Genomic DNA, 15,425 nt, shown 5'->3' on the forward strand with positions numbered 1-15,425 from the left:
GTCGCCAAGATCATCGAGTAACCTTCGGGTTACTCGTTTGTTGTTGCGCTGAGTTGTTTCGGTGCAGGCCAGTAGCTCAATTGGCAGAGCAGCGGTCTCCAAAACCGCAGGTTGGGGGTTCGATTCCCTCCTGGCCTGCCATTTTTCAACATCCGGATACATAAGCTGATTCCTATGGAGTCAAAAGCCGTTCAGTCGACCAGCCGTTTCGATGCTCTGAAATGGCTGGTTGTTTTTGTTCTGATTGCCGTTGGTGTGGTTGGTAATCAGTATTTCAGTGCCGAGTCTGTGCTGTATCGGGTTCTGGCTCTTGTTGGGCTGGGTCTTGTTGCTGCATTTGTTGCGCTGCAGACCGAGCGTGGCCGTCGTTTTGCCACCCTGTTGAAGGAAGCACGCGTAGAGATCCGGAAAGTCGTCTGGCCCACCAGGCCTGAGCTGGTTCAGACCACGATTATTGTTGTGGTGTTTGTGCTGGTTGTGGCTCTGATCTTGTGGGGTATGGATTCGCTGATCAGCTGGCTGGTCGCCGGCTTCATCGGCTAACGGGAGTGGGCAATGGCTAAACGCTGGTACGTCGTTCATGCGTATTCTGGCTTTGAAAAGCACGTAATGCGCACTCTGAAGGAGCGTGTGGCGCTCGAAGGCATGGAAGACAAGTTTGGCGAGATCCTGGTTCCGACCGAGGAAGTCGTCGAAATGCGCGATGGCAAGAAGCGCAAGAGCGAGCGCAAGTTCTATCCCGGGTACGTATTGGTCCAGATGGAAATGGATGATGCCTCATGGCATCTTGTGAAGAATACTCCTCGGGTACTCGGTTTCATTGGTGGTACCAAGGACAAGCCGGCACCCATTACCGAACGCGAGGCTGAGGCAATCCTGCGTCGTGTAGAAAGCGGTGCTGACAAGCCCAAGCCGAAGACCTTGTTCGAGCCGGGTGAGATTGTACGCGTTGTTGAAGGTCCGTTTGCAGACTTCAATGGCGTTGTTGAGGAAGTCGACTACGAGAAGAGTCGAGTTAAGGTTGCGGTCCTGATCTTTGGCCGTTCAACTCCGGTAGAGCTGGAGTTTGGTCAGGTCGAGAAAGACTGAGCGTAGCCTGAAAACCTGAGAGCTCGCGCGCCACGGCGACGCGGGCTTTTTGTGTCTGCTGAAGGCAGTTATATAAACGGGGAGCCGAGAGGCGTCAGAACCCACAGGAGAACTATCATGGCAAAGAAAATTGAAGCCTATATCAAGCTTCAGGTTGCTGCCGGTCAGGCCAACCCGAGTCCCCCCGTTGGTCCGGCCCTGGGTCAGCGCGGCGTAAACATCATGGAATTCTGTAAGGCCTTCAATGCCAAGACTCAAGGCATGGAACCGGGCTTGCCGATTCCGACTGTCATCACCGTATACAGTGATCGCAGCTTTACCTTTGTTACCAAGACCCCGCCGGCGCCGGTGCTGCTGAAAAAAGCGGCTGGCATCAAGAGCGGTTCCGGTCGTCCGAACACGGACAAAGTGGGTACGGTAACCCGTGCTCAGCTGGAAGAAATTGCCAAGACCAAAGAGCCGGATCTGACTGCTGCCGACATGGAAGCAGCGGTTCGTACCATTGCCGGAACTGCCCGCAGCATGGGCCTGAACGTGGAGGGTCTGTAAGATGGCAAAGCTGAGCAAGCGTCAGAAGCTGATTCGTGAAAAAGTAGACTCTACCCGTGCCTACACCGTTGATGAGGCGGTAGCACTGTTGGCCGAGCTGGGCCAGAACGTCAAGTTCAAAGAGTCTGTAGACGTGGCTGTTAACCTTGGTGTTGATGCGCGTAAATCTGACCAGGTCGTACGTAGCAGCACTGTTCTGCCGCACGGTACTGGCAAGACTGTTCGTGTAGCTGTGTTCACTCAGGGTGCCAATGCCGAGAAAGCCACTGCTGCCGGTGCAGACGTCGTAGGTATGGACGATCTGGCTGACGAAGTGAAAAAAGGCAATATGGACTTCGACGTGGTTATTGCCACTCCGGATGCCATGCGTGTGGTTGGTCAGCTGGGCCAGATCCTTGGTCCGCGCGGCCTGATGCCGAACCCGAAGGTTGGTACTGTAACTGCAGACGTTGAGACTGCGGTCAAGAACGCCAAAGCCGGCCAGGTTCGCTACCGTACTGATAAAAACGGCATTATCCACGCTCCGCTGGGTAACGTCGAATTCTCTGCGCAGAACATCAAGGAAAACCTTGAAGCTCTGGTGGCAGATCTGAAAAAGGCCAAGCCTGCATCGTCGAAGGGTGTGTATCTGAAGAAGATCACCATCTCTTCCACGATGGGTCCTGGCCTGACTATCGATCAGGGTACTCTGAGCATCTGAGGCTCTGAGCGGTAGTTACTTTGTAGTCTGGGCGGAAGCCAAGGCTGTCAAAGACCGCAGGCCCCCGCAGCGCCCTCTTGAAGGGCGCCTCAAGGGTTAAAGCAACGCCTGCGCAGACGGTGTGACGACGTTCTCTCTGAACCCAAACACCGTTAGGCGTCCCGCGAGGGACATAGATGGGTTTGCTGGCATAAGCCGGCGAAATCGAGGAGAAAACCAGTGGCAATTAGACTCGAAGACAAGAAAGCGATCGTCGCTGAAGTCAACGAGACTGCTGGTACTGCTCTGTCTGTGGTTTTGGCTGACTACCGTGGTGTCACCTCTGGTGACATGACGGCGCTGCGTGCCAAGGCTCGTGCCGAAAACGTGCGTCTGAAGGTTGTTCGTAACAACCTGGCAAAGATCGCGATTCGTGGTACCGAGTTCGAGTGCATTGATCCGGCGCTGGTTGGTCCGACCATTCTGGCTTTCTCAATGGAAGATCCGGGTGCCGCTGCGCGCCTGCTGAAGGATTTTGCCAAAGAGAAAGAGGCGTTCGAAATCAAGGGTCTGGCTGTCGGCGGTGAGCTGATGGGTGCAGAACAGATTGATCGCCTGGCTACGCTGCCGACGCTGCACGAAGCGTTGACCAAGCTGGCCATTGTTACACAGGCACCAGTTACCAAGCTTGCACGTACCCTGAACGATATTCCGGGCAGGATCACACGTGTTGTAGCTGCAGTCCGGGACCAGAAGCAAGACGCTGCTTGATTCTGTTGAACACCATTTTTTACATTTTTGGGAGAAAGTCATGGCTCTGTCTAAAGACGATATTTTGAATGCAATTGCTGAAATGAGCGTAATGGAAGTTGTTGAGCTCGTAGAAGCAATGGAAGAGAAGTTTAACGTTTCTGCTGCTGCCGCTGTTGCTGCCGCTCCGGCTGCTGCCGCTGCTGGCGAAGCCGCCGAAGAGAAGACCGAGTTCGACGTAGTTCTGACCGGCGCTGGCGAGAAGAAAGTAAACGTTATCAAGGCCGTTCGTGAACTGACTGGCCTGGGCCTGAAAGAAGCCAAGGAAATGGTTGACGGCGCACCTTCTACTGTTAAGGAAGGCGCAAGCAAGGACGAGGCTGAAGAAGCCAAGAAGAAGCTTGAGGAAGCAGGCGCTTCTGTTGAGCTCAAGTAAGAGTCGGCTGTTGATCGACACCGTGCGTTAAGCATGGACGGGCTGGTGGCTTCGTGCCACCGGCCTTTTTCTGTTGTATATGCTATAGAGTCTGGTGTGCAATTGCAGGTTGATGTCAGATCTATAACCTACAGCCAGAGTCTTGTTCAAGACGGCGCGATAAGCCGAGCAACTCGGCCCCGAAGCAGAACATTTGATTGCTTCTTGATACCAGGTATCAGGTCTAAAGCTGGGGAATGCAGATGACTTACTCCTACACTGAGAAAAAGCGGATTCGCAAAGACTTTAGTAAATTGCCTTCCGTGATGGAAGTCCCCTATTTGCTGTCTATTCAGCTGGATTCGTTCCGGGACTACCTCCAAATGGAAACTGCGCCTGAAGACCGCCGGGAAACTGGTCTTCATGCAGCATTCAAATCCGTATTCCCGATCGTCAGTTATTCTGGCAACGCCGCGCTCGAGTATGTGAGCTACCGAATCGGCGAGCCAGTCTTTGACGTCAAGGAATGTCAGCTCAGGGGCGTAACTTACGCCGCGCCGCTACGGGTGAAGGTCCGCCTGATCATTTATGATAAGGAATCGTCCAACAAGGCGATCAAGGACATCAAAGAGCAAGAAGTCTACATGGGCGAAATGCCCCTGATGACCGAGAACGGTACCTTTGTTGTTAACGGTACCGAGCGCGTTATTGTTTCCCAGCTCCACCGTTCACCTGGTGTGTTCTTCGATCACGACAAGGGTAAGACCCATTCCTCCGGCAAGCTGTTGTACTCAGCCCGGGTGATTCCTTACCGTGGGTCCTGGCTGGACTTCGAGTTCGATCCGAAGGACGCCGTGTTCGTTCGTATCGACCGCCGTCGTAAGCTGCCCGCCTCCATTCTGTTGCGTGGTCTGGGCTATACCTCCGAGCAAATGCTCGAGATGTTCTTTGAAACCAGTAAGTTCAGCCTGGGCGCGGAAGTGTGCAAGCTGGAGCTGGTACCAAGCCGTCTGCGGGGCGATATCGCAACCTTCGACATCAAAGACAATGACGGCAACGTGATTGTTGAAGAAGGCCGCCGGATCACTGCCCGTCACATCAAGCAGCTGGAAAAAGCCGGTATCACCGAGCTGGAAGTACCGACCGAGTATCTCTACGGCCGTGTCCTGGCCAAGGACATGATCGATCAGTCTACCGGCGAAGTGCTGGTAGAATGCAACACCGAACTGACCGAGGAAGTGGTTACCAAGATCCTCGATGCCGGTGTTAAAGACATTGAAACCCTGTACACCAACGACCTGGATTGCGGTCCGTTCATGTCGGATACCCTGCGTATCGACCCGACCCGCACCCCGCTCGAAGCGTTGGTGGAAATCTACCGCATGATGCGCCCGGGCGAGCCGCCTACCAAGGAATCTGCGGAGAATCTGTTTAACAACCTGTTCTTTTCCGAAGAGCGTTACGATCTGTCCGCCGTTGGCCGGATGAAGTTGAATCGTCGCCTGGGCCGGGAAGAAAGCACCGGCGAAGGCACGCTGACGCACGACGATATCATCGACGTACTGAAGACTCTGATTGCCATTCGTAACGGCCAGGGCCAGGTGGATGACATTGATAACCTGGGCAACCGTCGTGTGCGTTGCGTGGGTGAAATGGCCGAAAACCAGTTCCGTGTTGGTCTGGTGCGTGTTGAGCGTGCGGTTCGTGAGCGTCTGAGTCTCGCCGAAAGCGAAGGCCTGATGCCGCAGGACCTGATCAACGCCAAGCCGGTTGCGGCCGCTGTGAAAGAGTTCTTTGGCTCCAGTCAGCTGTCCCAGTTCATGGATCAGAACAACCCGTTGTCCGAGGTTACCCACAAGCGTCGTATTTCCGCGTTGGGCCCAGGTGGTCTGACCCGTGAACGCGCTGGCTTCGAAGTCCGTGACGTACATCCGACCCACTACGGCCGCGTGTGCCCGATCGAAACTCCGGAAGGCCCGAACATCGGTCTGATTAACTCGCTGGCAACCTACGCCCGGTCCAACTCCTACGGCTTCCTTGAGAGTCCGTACCGGAAGGTGGTTGATGGTGTGGTGACCGACGAGGTGGTTTACCTCTCTGCGATTGAAGAGAGCAACTACGTGATCGCTCAGGCCAGTGCCGCTACCGATGAAGGCAAGCGTCTGACTGACGAGCTGGTTACGGTGCGTCACCAGAACGAATTTACTGTAGCGCCTCCGGAAGCGGTTAACTTCATGGACGTATCTCCTCGCCAGGTTGTATCGGTCGCGGCGTCTCTGATCCCGTTCCTGGAGCACGACGATGCCAACCGGGCCCTGATGGGTGCGAACATGCAGCGTCAGGCGGTGCCGACCCTGAAGTCGCAGGTGCCTTTGGTGGGTACCGGTGTTGAGCGCACGGTGGCTCAGGACTCTGGCGTGTGTGTAACCGCGCGTCGCGGTGGTGTGATCGAAAGCGTGGATGCGGCCCGTATCGTGGTTCGCGTCAACAACGAAGAAACCGAAGCCGGTGATGCAGGTGTGGATATCTATAACCTCACCAAGTACACCCGCTCCAACCAGAACACCTGTATCAACCAGCGTTCTATCGTGCGTCAGGGTGACGTGATTGCCCGTGGCGATGTATTGGCGGATGGTCCTTCTGTGGATCTGGGTGAGCTGGCTCTGGGTCAGAACATGCGCATCGCGTTCATGCCCTGGAACGGTTACAACTTTGAGGACTCCATTCTCATCTCCGAGAAAGTGGTTCAGGAAGATCGTCTGACCACCATCCACATTCAGGAACTGACCTGTGTGGCTCGTGATACCAAGCTGGGCAGCGAAGAAATCACCGCAGATATTCCGAACGTGGGTGAAAGCGCACTGTCCAAGCTGGATGAGTCCGGCATTGTCTACATCGGCGCTGAAGTGGGCCCCGGCGACATTCTGGTTGGTAAGGTAACGCCGAAAGGCGAAACCCAGCTGACCCCGGAAGAAAAGCTGCTGCGTGCCATCTTTGGTGAAAAAGCGTCTGACGTTAAGGACACGTCTCAGCGTGTGCCGACCGGTACCCGTGGTACGGTCATTGACGTTCAGGTCTTCACCCGTGACGGTATCGAGAAAGATGCCCGTGCGCTTTCGATCGAGAAAGAGCAGCTGGACAAGTACCGTAAGGACCTGAAAGACGAGTACCGCATTGTTGAAGGTGCGACGTTCGAGCGTCTGATGGCCGCTCTGAAAGGTCAGGAAGTGATCAGTGGTCCGGGCCTGAAAAAGGGTGCGAAGCTGGAAGAAGCCTACCTGGCGGAACTGCCGCGAGCCGACTGGTTCAAGCTGCGCATGAAAGACGAAGCTTTGAACGAGTTGCTGGAGAAATCCGAGCAGGGCCTCGAGGATCGCAAGAAAGAGCACGAAGCTCGCTTTGACGACAAGAAGGGCAAGCTTCAGCAGGGCGACGATCTGGCTCCTGGCGTACTCAAGATTGTTAAGGTTTACCTGGCAATCAAGCGTCGTATTCAGCCGGGCGACAAGATGGCTGGCCGTCACGGTAACAAGGGTGTTATCTCTGCGGTTATGCCGATTGAAGACATGCCCTACGACGAGTTTGGCAATACCGTCGATATCGTTCTGAACCCGCTCGGTGTACCGTCGCGGATGAACGTTGGTCAGGTCCTTGAAACTCATCTTGGTGCTGCGGCGAAAGGTCTTGGTGAGCGGATCAGCCGCATGCTGGATGAGCAGCGTAAGGTGGCTGAGCTTCGCAAGTTGCTGGACGAGATCTACAATCACTCGGACGAAGTGTTCAAGGTTGACCTTGACAGTCTGACTGATAAAGAGATTTTCGAGCTGTGCAACAACCTGCGTGGTGGCGTTCCCATGGCAACACCGGTCTTCGATGGTGCCAAGGAAGCTGAGGTGAAGAGAATGCTTGAGTTGGCTGGCCTGGATACCACCGGTCAGACCAAGCTCTATGACGGCCGTACCGGCGATGCGTTTGATCGTCCGGTGACTGTTGGCTATATGTACATTCTCAAGCTGAACCACCTGATCGACGACAAGATGCACGCTCGTTCTACCGGCTCTTACAGCCTGGTTACCCAGCAGCCGCTGGGTGGTAAGGCTCAGTTCGGTGGTCAGCGCTTCGGTGAGATGGAAGTCTGGGCTCTGGAGGCATACGGTGCCGCCTATACCCTGCAGGAAATGCTCACCGTCAAGTCTGACGACGTAAACGGTCGGACCAAGATGTACAAGAACATTGTTGATGGCGATCATCGCATGGAGCCGGGCATGCCCGAATCCTTCAACGTTCTTGTCAAGGAAATCCGCTCGTTGGGTATCGACATCGAGCTGGAATCCGAGTGAGCCGAATTGTTTTTGGCAGCGTGAGCGGGCACTCCGTGTGCCCGCCCGAGATTAACGCCATCCGGAGCTTTAACTGATGAAAGATTTGCTGAATCTTCTAAAGAGCCAGAATCAGAGCAAGGAATTCGACGCCATCCGCATTGGCCTGGCGTCGCCTGACATGATTCGTTCCTGGTCTTTTGGCGAAGTAAAAAAGCCTGAGACCATTAACTACCGTACCTTCAAGCCGGAGCGTGACGGTCTTTTCTGTGCCAAGATCTTCGGCCCGATCAAGGACTACGAGTGTCTGTGCGGAAAATACAAGCGCCTCAAGCACCGCGGTGTCATTTGTGAAAAGTGTGGTGTCGAGGTTGCCCTGGCGAGCGTTCGTCGTGAGCGCATGGGCCATATTGAGCTGGCCAGCCCGGTCGCCCATATCTGGTTCCTGAAGTCGCTGCCGTCCCGCATCGGCCTGATGCTGGACATGACCCTGCGTGATATCGAGCGGGTTCTGTACTTCGAGAGCTTTATTGTTATCGATCCGGGTATGACCACTCTGGAGAAGGGCCAGCTGCTGAACGATGAGCAGTATTACGAAGCCCTGGAAGAGTTTGGTGACGAGTTCGACGCCCGCATGGGTGCGGAAGCCGTCAAGCAATTGCTGGAAGACATCGATCTGCAGGCCGAAGTTGACGCGCTGCGCGAAGAAATTCCGCAGACCAACTCCGAGACCAAGATCAAGAAATTCAGCAAGCGCCTGAAAATTCTGGAAGCGTTCCTGTATTCCGGTAACAAGCCGGGCGACATGGTCATGACCGTGCTGCCGGTTCTTCCGCCGGACCTGCGCCCCCTGGTTCCGCTGGATGGTGGCCGTTTTGCCACTTCCGACCTGAACGACCTGTACCGTCGGGTGATCAACCGGAACAACCGTCTCAAGCGCCTTTTGGAGCTGAATGCTCCGGACATCATCGTGCGTAACGAGAAGCGGATGCTGCAGGAAGCTGTGGATGCCCTGCTGGACAATGGCCGTCGTGGCCGTGCCATCACCGGCACCAACAAGCGCCCCCTGAAGTCCCTGGCTGACATGATCAAGGGTAAGCAGGGTCGTTTCCGTCAGAACCTGCTGGGTAAGCGTGTTGACTACTCCGGCCGTTCGGTGATCGTGGTAGGTCCGTACCTGCGCCTGCATCAGTGCGGTCTGCCGAAGAAAATGGCTCTGGAGCTGTTCAAACCGTTCATTTTCTCAAAGCTTGAGCACCGCGGACTGGCGACCACGATCAAGGCCGCCAAGAAGATGGTCGAGCGTGAGGAAGGTGTGGTCTGGGATATCCTGGATGAGGTCATCCGTGAGCATCCGATCCTGTTGAACCGTGCGCCGACCCTGCACCGTCTGGGCATCCAGGCGTTCGAGCCGGTTCTGATCGAAGGTAAGGCCATTCAGCTGCACCCGCTGGTGTGTGCGGCCTACAACGCTGACTTCGATGGTGACCAGATGGCGGTACACGTACCGCTGACTCTGGAAGCCCAGCTTGAAGCCCGCGCGTTGATGATGTCTACCAACAACGTGTTGTCGCCCGCCAACGGCGAGCCCATCATCGTACCGTCTCAGGACGTGGTACTGGGGCTGTACTACATGACCCGTGAGCGCCACGCCGCTCTGGGTGAAGGTATGGTCTTTGCTGACGTCAAGGAAGCCCATCGCGCTTACGGTGCTGGTCAGGTTGACCTGCAGGCGAAGGTTAAGGTTCGGGTCAAGGAAGTTGCGGTTGACGAAGACGGTAATCGTACCGAGAGCTTCCGCATTGTCGATACCACCGTTGGTCGCGCTCTGCTTTACGATATCGTGCCGGACGGCCTGCCGTTCGAGATCGTCAACAAGCCGATGGTGAAGAAGGCGATTTCCAACCTGATCAACACCTGTTACCGGGATGCTGGTCTGAAAGACACGGTCATCTTCGCTGACCAGTTGATGTACATGGGTTACCACTACGCAACCCGTTCCGGTATCTCGATCGGCTTTAACGATTTCGAGATCCCGCCGGAGAAGTACGAGCTGGTGGATGCGGCCTCCGACGAAGTAAAAGACATCGAAAACCAGTACGCATCCGGTCTTCTGACCCAGGGTGAGAAGTACAACAAGGTGATCGACATCTGGTCCCGTGCCAACGACAAAGTGTCCAAGGCAATGATGGAGCGTCTGTCCAAAGAGCAGGTTATTGGCCCTGATGGCCAGCCAGTGAAGGGCGAAGACGGTGAAGACCTGATGCAGGAGTCCTTCAACTCCGTCTACATGATGGCCGATTCCGGTGCGCGGGGTTCCGCCGCCCAGATCCGTCAGCTGTCCGGTATGCGTGGTCTGATGGCAAAGCCGGATGGTTCCATCATCGAAACGCCGATTACGGCTAACTTCCGTGAAGGTCTGAACGTACTCCAGTACTTCATCTCGACTCACGGTGCTCGTAAAGGTCTGGCGGATACCGCACTGAAGACCGCGAACTCCGGTTACCTGACCCGCCGTCTGGTTGACGTGTCTCAGGATCTGGTGGTGACCGAGGAAGACTGTGGTACCGATGAAGGCCTGCTGATGACGCCGCACATCGAAGGCGGCGACGTGGTTGTGCCGCTGGGCGACCGGGTTCTGGGTCGTGTGACGGCTCGCGATGTGTTCACGCCGACTGACAAGGACAACGCCGTTGTTCCTGCGGGCACACTGCTCGACGAGAAGACCGTCGAAATGGTTGAGCGCGCGGGTGTAGACGAAATCTGGGTACGCTCTGCGATTACCTGTGAGACCCGTCACGGCATCTGTTCCAAGTGTTACGGCCGTGATCTGGCCCGTGGCCACCAGGTGAACGTGGGCGAAGCGGTAGGTGTTATCGCTGCCCAGTCCATCGGTGAGCCGGGTACCCAGCTGACCATGCGTACCTTCCACATTGGTGGTGCCGCTAGCCGGGCGTCTGCGGTAGACAATATCCAGGTGAAGCATGGTGGTACGGTACGCCTGCACAACCTGAAGTCGATCGAGAAGACCGATGGTTCGCTGGTGGTGGTATCCCGTTCCTCCGCGCTGGCCATTGCCGACGAGCAGGGTCGTGAGCGCGAGTGGTACAAGCTGCCGTACGGTGCCGTGCTGTCTGTGAAGAACGGTGATCAGGTAGAAGCCGGTGTTGTGGTTGCCAAGTGGGATCCGCACACGCACCCGATCATCGCGGAAGCGAAGGGCACCGCCAAGTTCGTCAACATGGAAGAGGGCATTACTGTCCGTACCCAGGCTGACGAGCTGACCGGTCTGTCCACGATGGAAGTGATTGACCCGAAAGAGCGTCCGGCTGCGGGTAAGGACATTCGTCCGGCCATTCAGCTGGTCGACGACTCGGGAGAGGAAGTGGAGCTGCCTGGGGGCGGTACCGCGATCTTCTTCCTGCCGGCCAACGCTCTGGTAACCATGGCGAATGGTGCCAAGATCGAGCTGGGTGATGTGGTCGCCCGTATTCCGCAGGAAAGCTCGAAGACCCGGGACATCACCGGTGGTCTGCCTCGGGTTGCCGACCTGTTCGAGGCCCGTCGTCCGAAAGAGTCCGCAATCCTCGCGGAGATCAGCGGCGTGGTTTCCTTCGGTAAAGAAACCAAAGGCAAGAAGCGCCTGGTGATCACGCCGAAGGATGACGATGCCTATGAGGTTCTGATTCCGAAGCATCGCCAGCTCAACGTGTTCGAAGGTGAAACCGTTGAAAAGGGTGAGGTGATCTCGGATGGTCCGTCGAACCCGCACGACATCCTGCGTCTGCTGGGTGTGGTCGAGCTGGCCAAGTACATCACCAACGAAATCCAGGACGTTTACCGTCTGCAGGGCGTTGTCATCAACGATAAACATATCGAGGTTATCGTTCGCCAGATGCTGCGCAAGGTCGAAATCACCGATCCGGGTGATACCACGCTGCTGTCGGGCGACCAGGTAGAAATTACCCAGGTGATGGAAGAGAACGAGAAGGCGAATGCGGCAGACAAAGAGCCTGCACGCTTCGAGCGTCTGCTGCTTGGTATCACCAAGGCATCGCTGGCGACCGAGTCCTTCATCTCTGCGGCCTCGTTCCAGGAAACCACCCGGGTTCTGACCGAGGGTGCGGTGACTGGCAAGCGGGACTACCTGCGCGGTCTGAAGGAAAACGTGGTGGTAGGGCGTCTGATACCGGCGGGTACAGGTCTTGCTTATCACAATGAGCGCCGTCGCAAGCGTGACCTGGAAGAGCAGGGCGTGACTGCGGCCGATGTTGAAGAAGCTCTGAGCGCCGAACTTAACCGCGAAAGCTGAGTTCGAGCGCGCCACCCTCGGGGTAGATACCTACCTCCAGGGTGGTTAAAAAGAGATCAGTCATCTTGACTGACTCGGGGCGCAAGCTTAAACTTGCGTCCCTTAAATTTTACCCCCTGCATTGGGGGTAAGTTTCATTGGTATGGTTTTTTTGGAGTTTGCTTACATGGCAACGATTAATCAGTTGGTGCGTAAGCCTCGTAAGCGCAAGGTAGCCAAGAGCGACGTTCCCGCGCTCCAGGCTTGCCCTCAGCGCCGTGGTGTGTGCACTCGTGTATACACCACTACGCCGAAGAAGCCGAACTCAGCACTGCGTAAAGTGTGCCGTGTTCGTCTGACTAACGGCTACGAGGTTTCCTCATACATTGGTGGTGAAGGTCACAACCTTCAGGAGCACAGTGTTGTGCTGATCCGTGGCGGTCGAGTAAAAGACCTTCCGGGTGTGCGCTATCACACTGTTCGCGGTACTTTGGACACCCAGGGTGTACAGAACCGTAAGCAGGGCCGCTCCAAGTACGGTGCAAAACGACCCAAGTCCTGATGTCCCGAGCGGGTGTCTTTTATCGTTGCTTGTCAGAACGGTAAGAGTAAGGCTGAGTAGCAGATGGCTATCTCAGGGGTTCCTGAAGACCTTTTAGATATATAAGGGCTTATCGATGCCTAGAAGAAGAGTTGCAGCTAAGCGGGAAATCATTCCCGATCCGAAATTCGGCAGTGCACGTCTTGCCAAGTTCATCAACCACGTGATGGAAAGCGGTAAGAAGTCTGTTGCAGAGCGCATTGTTTATGGCGCGCTCGATATTGTTGCCGAGAAATCCAAGGAAGAGCCGATCGAAATGTTCGAGAAGGCCCTGGAGAACATCCAGCCGATGGTGGAAGTAAAATCCCGTCGCGTGGGTGGTGCTACTTACCAGGTGCCTGTAGAAGTACGGCCTTCCCGTCAGAACGCGCTGGCTATGCGCTGGCTCGTCGAATACTCACGGAAGCGTGGTGAGAAGTCCATGGCGCAACGTCTGGCCGGCGAAATTCTTGACGCGGCAGACAGCAAAGGTGCCGCGGTGAAGAAGCGCGAAGACGTGCATCGTATGGCAGAAGCCAACAAAGCATTCTCTCACTTCCGTTTCTAACAAGCCGAGGTTTATATCGTGGCACGCAAGACTCCTATCAAACGTTACAGAAACATTGGTATCTGTGCGCACGTGGATGCGGGCAAGACCACTACAACCGAGCGTATTCTTTACTACACCGGTCGTAGTCACAAAATGGGTGAAACCCATGACGGCGCTTCCACTACAGACTGGATGGAGCAGGAGCAGGAGCGTGGTATCACCATCACGTCTGCCGCTGTTACAACCTTCTGGCAGGGTATGGACAAGCAATACCCCGAGCACCGCATCAACATTATCGACACACCGGGACACGTTGACTTCACTATCGAAGTAGAGCGTTCTCTGCGGGTTCTCGATGGTGCCGTGGTTGTGTTCTGTGGTTCCTCTGGTGTTGAGCCGCAGTCTGAGACTGTATGGCGTCAGGCCAACAAGTATGAAGTTCCGCGCATGGTGTTCGTCAACAAGATGGACCGTGCCGGCGCTAACTTTATGCGCGTTGTTGAGCAGATCCGTAACCGTCTGGGCGCGACCACTGTGCCCATCCAGCTGCCGATTGGCGCGGAAGACGATTTCGAAGGCATTGTTGACCTGCTGCGCATGAAGGCCATCTACTGGAACGAAGCTGACCAGGGCATGACCTACGAGCTTCGCGACATTCCGGAATCCATGAAGGCGGAAGCCGAGAAGGCTCGCGAGCAGATGATTGAAGCTGCTGCCGAAGCCAACGAAGAGTACATGGATAAGTATCTGGAAGGCGAAGAGCTGACCTACGAAGAGATCAAGAAGGGTCTGCGCGATCGTACCATCGCCAACGAGATCGTTCTGGCGACCTGTGGTTCCGCGTTCAAGAACAAGGGTGTTCAGGCGGTGCTGGATGCCGTTATCGAATTCCTGCCGGCTCCGGATGAAGTTAAAGCCATCCGCGGTGAGGTTGACGACGAAGGTACAGAAGAGACTCGTCCGGTTGACGACGATGCGCCGTTCGCTGCTCTGGCGTTCAAGATCGCCACAGATCCGTTCGTGGGCACGCTGACCTTCTTCCGTGTTTACTCCGGTAAACTGGAATCCGGTAATGCTGTGTTCAACTCGGTTAAAGGCAAGAAAGAGCGTGTGGGCCGTATGGTTCAGATGCACGCCAACGACCGTGAAGAGATCAAGGAAGTTCTGGCGGGCGACATCGCCGCTGCCATTGGCCTGAAGAACGTGACCACCGGTGACACCCTGTGTGACGAGAACAACAAGATTGTTCTGGAGCGCATGGAGTTCCCTGAGCCGGTTATCTCCGTAGCTGTTGAGCCGAAGTCCAAAGCTGACCAGGAGAAGATGGGTGTGGCGCTGGGCAAACTGGCTCAGGAAGATCCTTCGTTCCGTGTTCGCACCGACGAAGAGTCCGGTCAGACTATCATCTCTGGTATGGGTGAGCTTCACCTGGACATCATCGTTGACCGTATGCGTCGCGAGTTCAAGGTTGAGGCCAACATCGGTAAGCCTCAGGTGGCTTATCGTGAGTGCATCCGTAAGCCGGTTGACGTTGAAGGTAAATTCGTTCGTCAGTCTGGTGGTCGCGGCCAGTACGGTCACGTAAAAGTGAAGTTGGAGCCGCTGCCTCTGGATGATGAAGATGGCGAAAACTTTATCTTTGTGAACGAGATCGTTGGTGGTGTGGTTCCCAAGGAATACATTCCGGCGGTTCAGCAGGGTATCGAGGAGCAGATGCAGAACGGCTGTCTGGCCGGCTATCCGCTGCTGGGTATCAAGGCGACGCTGTATGATGGTTCCTACCACGACGTCGACTCCAACGAAATGGCGTTCAAGATCGCTGGTTCCATGGCGATGAAGAAAGGCGCCCTCGAAGCAAATCCTGCCCTTCTTGAGCCGATCATGAAGGTTGAGGTTGTTACCCCTGAAGATTACATGGGTGACGTTGTTGGCGACCTGAACCGTCGTCGCGGCCTCGTGCAGGGTATGGATGAGAGCCCTGCGGGCAAGGTCATCCGTGCAGAAGTTCCGTTGTCGGAGATGTTCGGTTACGCCACCGACCTGCGTTCTGCAACACAGGGCCGGGCGTCTTATGCGATGGAGTTCTCCCGCTATGCGGAAGCTCCTTCGAACATTGCCGAAGCGATCATTAAAAAGGGTTGATCCCAGGACTTAAGAAACAGGAAGAGGTGTAACCGTGTCCAAAGCAAAGTTTGAGCGTAAC

The 15,425-nt window shown here is 55.6% G+C and carries 11 protein-coding genes and 1 tRNA gene; all 12 read left to right on the plus strand.

Going from position 1 to position 15,425, the window contains the following annotated elements:
• Positions 1–65: 65 nt before the first annotated feature.
• The 12 genes from Q675_RS31655 to fusA all read left to right on the plus strand — a co-directional run bounded on the left by Q675_RS31655 (position 66) and on the right by fusA (position 15,364).
• Positions 66–141, plus strand: a tRNA-Trp gene (locus Q675_RS31655).
• Between the two features lie 33 nt (positions 142–174).
• The gene (secE, locus tag Q675_RS0119250; RefSeq protein WP_011784235.1) at positions 175–543 is read left to right on the plus strand and encodes a preprotein translocase subunit SecE; all 369 of its coding nucleotides are present in this window, start codon (positions 175–177) and stop codon (positions 541–543) included.
• A gap of 12 nt (positions 544–555) precedes the next feature.
• Complete coding sequence (nusG, locus tag Q675_RS31660) at positions 556–1,089, plus strand: transcription termination/antitermination protein NusG (RefSeq protein ID WP_011784236.1); 534 nt, start codon at positions 556–558, stop codon at positions 1,087–1,089.
• Between the two features lie 117 nt (positions 1,090–1,206).
• Complete coding sequence (gene rplK, locus Q675_RS31665) at positions 1,207–1,638, plus strand: 50S ribosomal protein L11 (protein ID WP_014420481.1); 432 nt, start codon at positions 1,207–1,209, stop codon at positions 1,636–1,638.
• A gap of 1 nt (position 1,639) precedes the next feature.
• Positions 1,640–2,338: a 50S ribosomal protein L1 gene (rplA, locus tag Q675_RS31670; RefSeq protein ID WP_014420482.1), complete on the plus strand. Its 699-nt coding sequence runs from the start codon at positions 1,640–1,642 to the stop codon at positions 2,336–2,338.
• 219 nt (positions 2,339–2,557) lie between these two features.
• On the plus strand, positions 2,558–3,088 hold the full coding sequence (rplJ, locus tag Q675_RS31675; protein ID WP_014420483.1) for a 50S ribosomal protein L10: 531 nt from the start codon (positions 2,558–2,560) through the stop codon (positions 3,086–3,088).
• A gap of 40 nt (positions 3,089–3,128) precedes the next feature.
• Complete coding sequence (gene rplL / locus Q675_RS31680) at positions 3,129–3,503, plus strand: 50S ribosomal protein L7/L12 (protein WP_011784240.1); 375 nt, start codon at positions 3,129–3,131, stop codon at positions 3,501–3,503.
• A gap of 242 nt (positions 3,504–3,745) precedes the next feature.
• A complete protein-coding gene (gene rpoB / locus Q675_RS31685; RefSeq protein WP_011784241.1) occupies positions 3,746–7,822 on the plus strand; it encodes a DNA-directed RNA polymerase subunit beta in 4,077 nt (1,358 codons plus the stop codon).
• A gap of 76 nt (positions 7,823–7,898) precedes the next feature.
• The gene (gene rpoC / locus Q675_RS31690) at positions 7,899–12,113 is read left to right on the plus strand and encodes a DNA-directed RNA polymerase subunit beta' (protein ID WP_011784242.1); all 4,215 of its coding nucleotides are present in this window, start codon (positions 7,899–7,901) and stop codon (positions 12,111–12,113) included.
• A 166-nt stretch (positions 12,114–12,279) separates the two neighbouring features.
• Positions 12,280–12,654, plus strand: a complete 375-nt coding sequence (gene rpsL / locus Q675_RS31695; RefSeq protein ID WP_008174844.1) for a 30S ribosomal protein S12 — start codon at positions 12,280–12,282, stop codon at positions 12,652–12,654.
• A gap of 115 nt (positions 12,655–12,769) precedes the next feature.
• On the plus strand, positions 12,770–13,240 hold the full coding sequence (rpsG, locus tag Q675_RS31700) for a 30S ribosomal protein S7 (RefSeq protein WP_011784243.1): 471 nt from the start codon (positions 12,770–12,772) through the stop codon (positions 13,238–13,240).
• An 18-nt stretch (positions 13,241–13,258) separates the two neighbouring features.
• Positions 13,259–15,364, plus strand: coding sequence for an elongation factor G (gene fusA, locus Q675_RS31705; protein ID WP_023011585.1), 2,106 nt, complete (start codon positions 13,259–13,261; stop codon positions 15,362–15,364).
• Positions 15,365–15,425: the final 61 nt, after the last annotated feature.

The sequence above is a fragment of the Marinobacter sp. EN3 genome, from assembly GCF_000475315.1.
Taxonomy (GTDB): Bacteria; Pseudomonadota; Gammaproteobacteria; order Pseudomonadales; family Oleiphilaceae; genus Marinobacter; species Marinobacter nauticus.

What these genes read in the sequence shown, in the direction of transcription:
- secE (WP_011784235.1), top strand. Translation starts at nt 175, where the DNA reads ATGGAGTCAAAAGCCGTTCAGTCGACCAGCCGTTTCGATGCTCTGAAA.
- nusG (WP_011784236.1), top strand. Translation starts at nt 556, where the DNA reads ATGGCTAAACGCTGGTACGTCGTTCATGCGTATTCTGGCTTTGAAAAG.
- rplK (WP_014420481.1), top strand. Translation starts at nt 1,207, where the DNA reads ATGGCAAAGAAAATTGAAGCCTATATCAAGCTTCAGGTTGCTGCCGGT.
- rplA (WP_014420482.1), top strand. Translation starts at nt 1,640, where the DNA reads ATGGCAAAGCTGAGCAAGCGTCAGAAGCTGATTCGTGAAAAAGTAGAC.
- rplL (WP_011784240.1), top strand. Translation starts at nt 3,129, where the DNA reads ATGGCTCTGTCTAAAGACGATATTTTGAATGCAATTGCTGAAATGAGC.
- rpoB (WP_011784241.1), top strand. Translation starts at nt 3,746, where the DNA reads ATGACTTACTCCTACACTGAGAAAAAGCGGATTCGCAAAGACTTTAGT.
- rpoC (WP_011784242.1), top strand. Translation starts at nt 7,899, where the DNA reads ATGAAAGATTTGCTGAATCTTCTAAAGAGCCAGAATCAGAGCAAGGAA.
- rpsL (WP_008174844.1), top strand. Translation starts at nt 12,280, where the DNA reads ATGGCAACGATTAATCAGTTGGTGCGTAAGCCTCGTAAGCGCAAGGTA.
- rpsG (WP_011784243.1), top strand. Translation starts at nt 12,770, where the DNA reads ATGCCTAGAAGAAGAGTTGCAGCTAAGCGGGAAATCATTCCCGATCCG.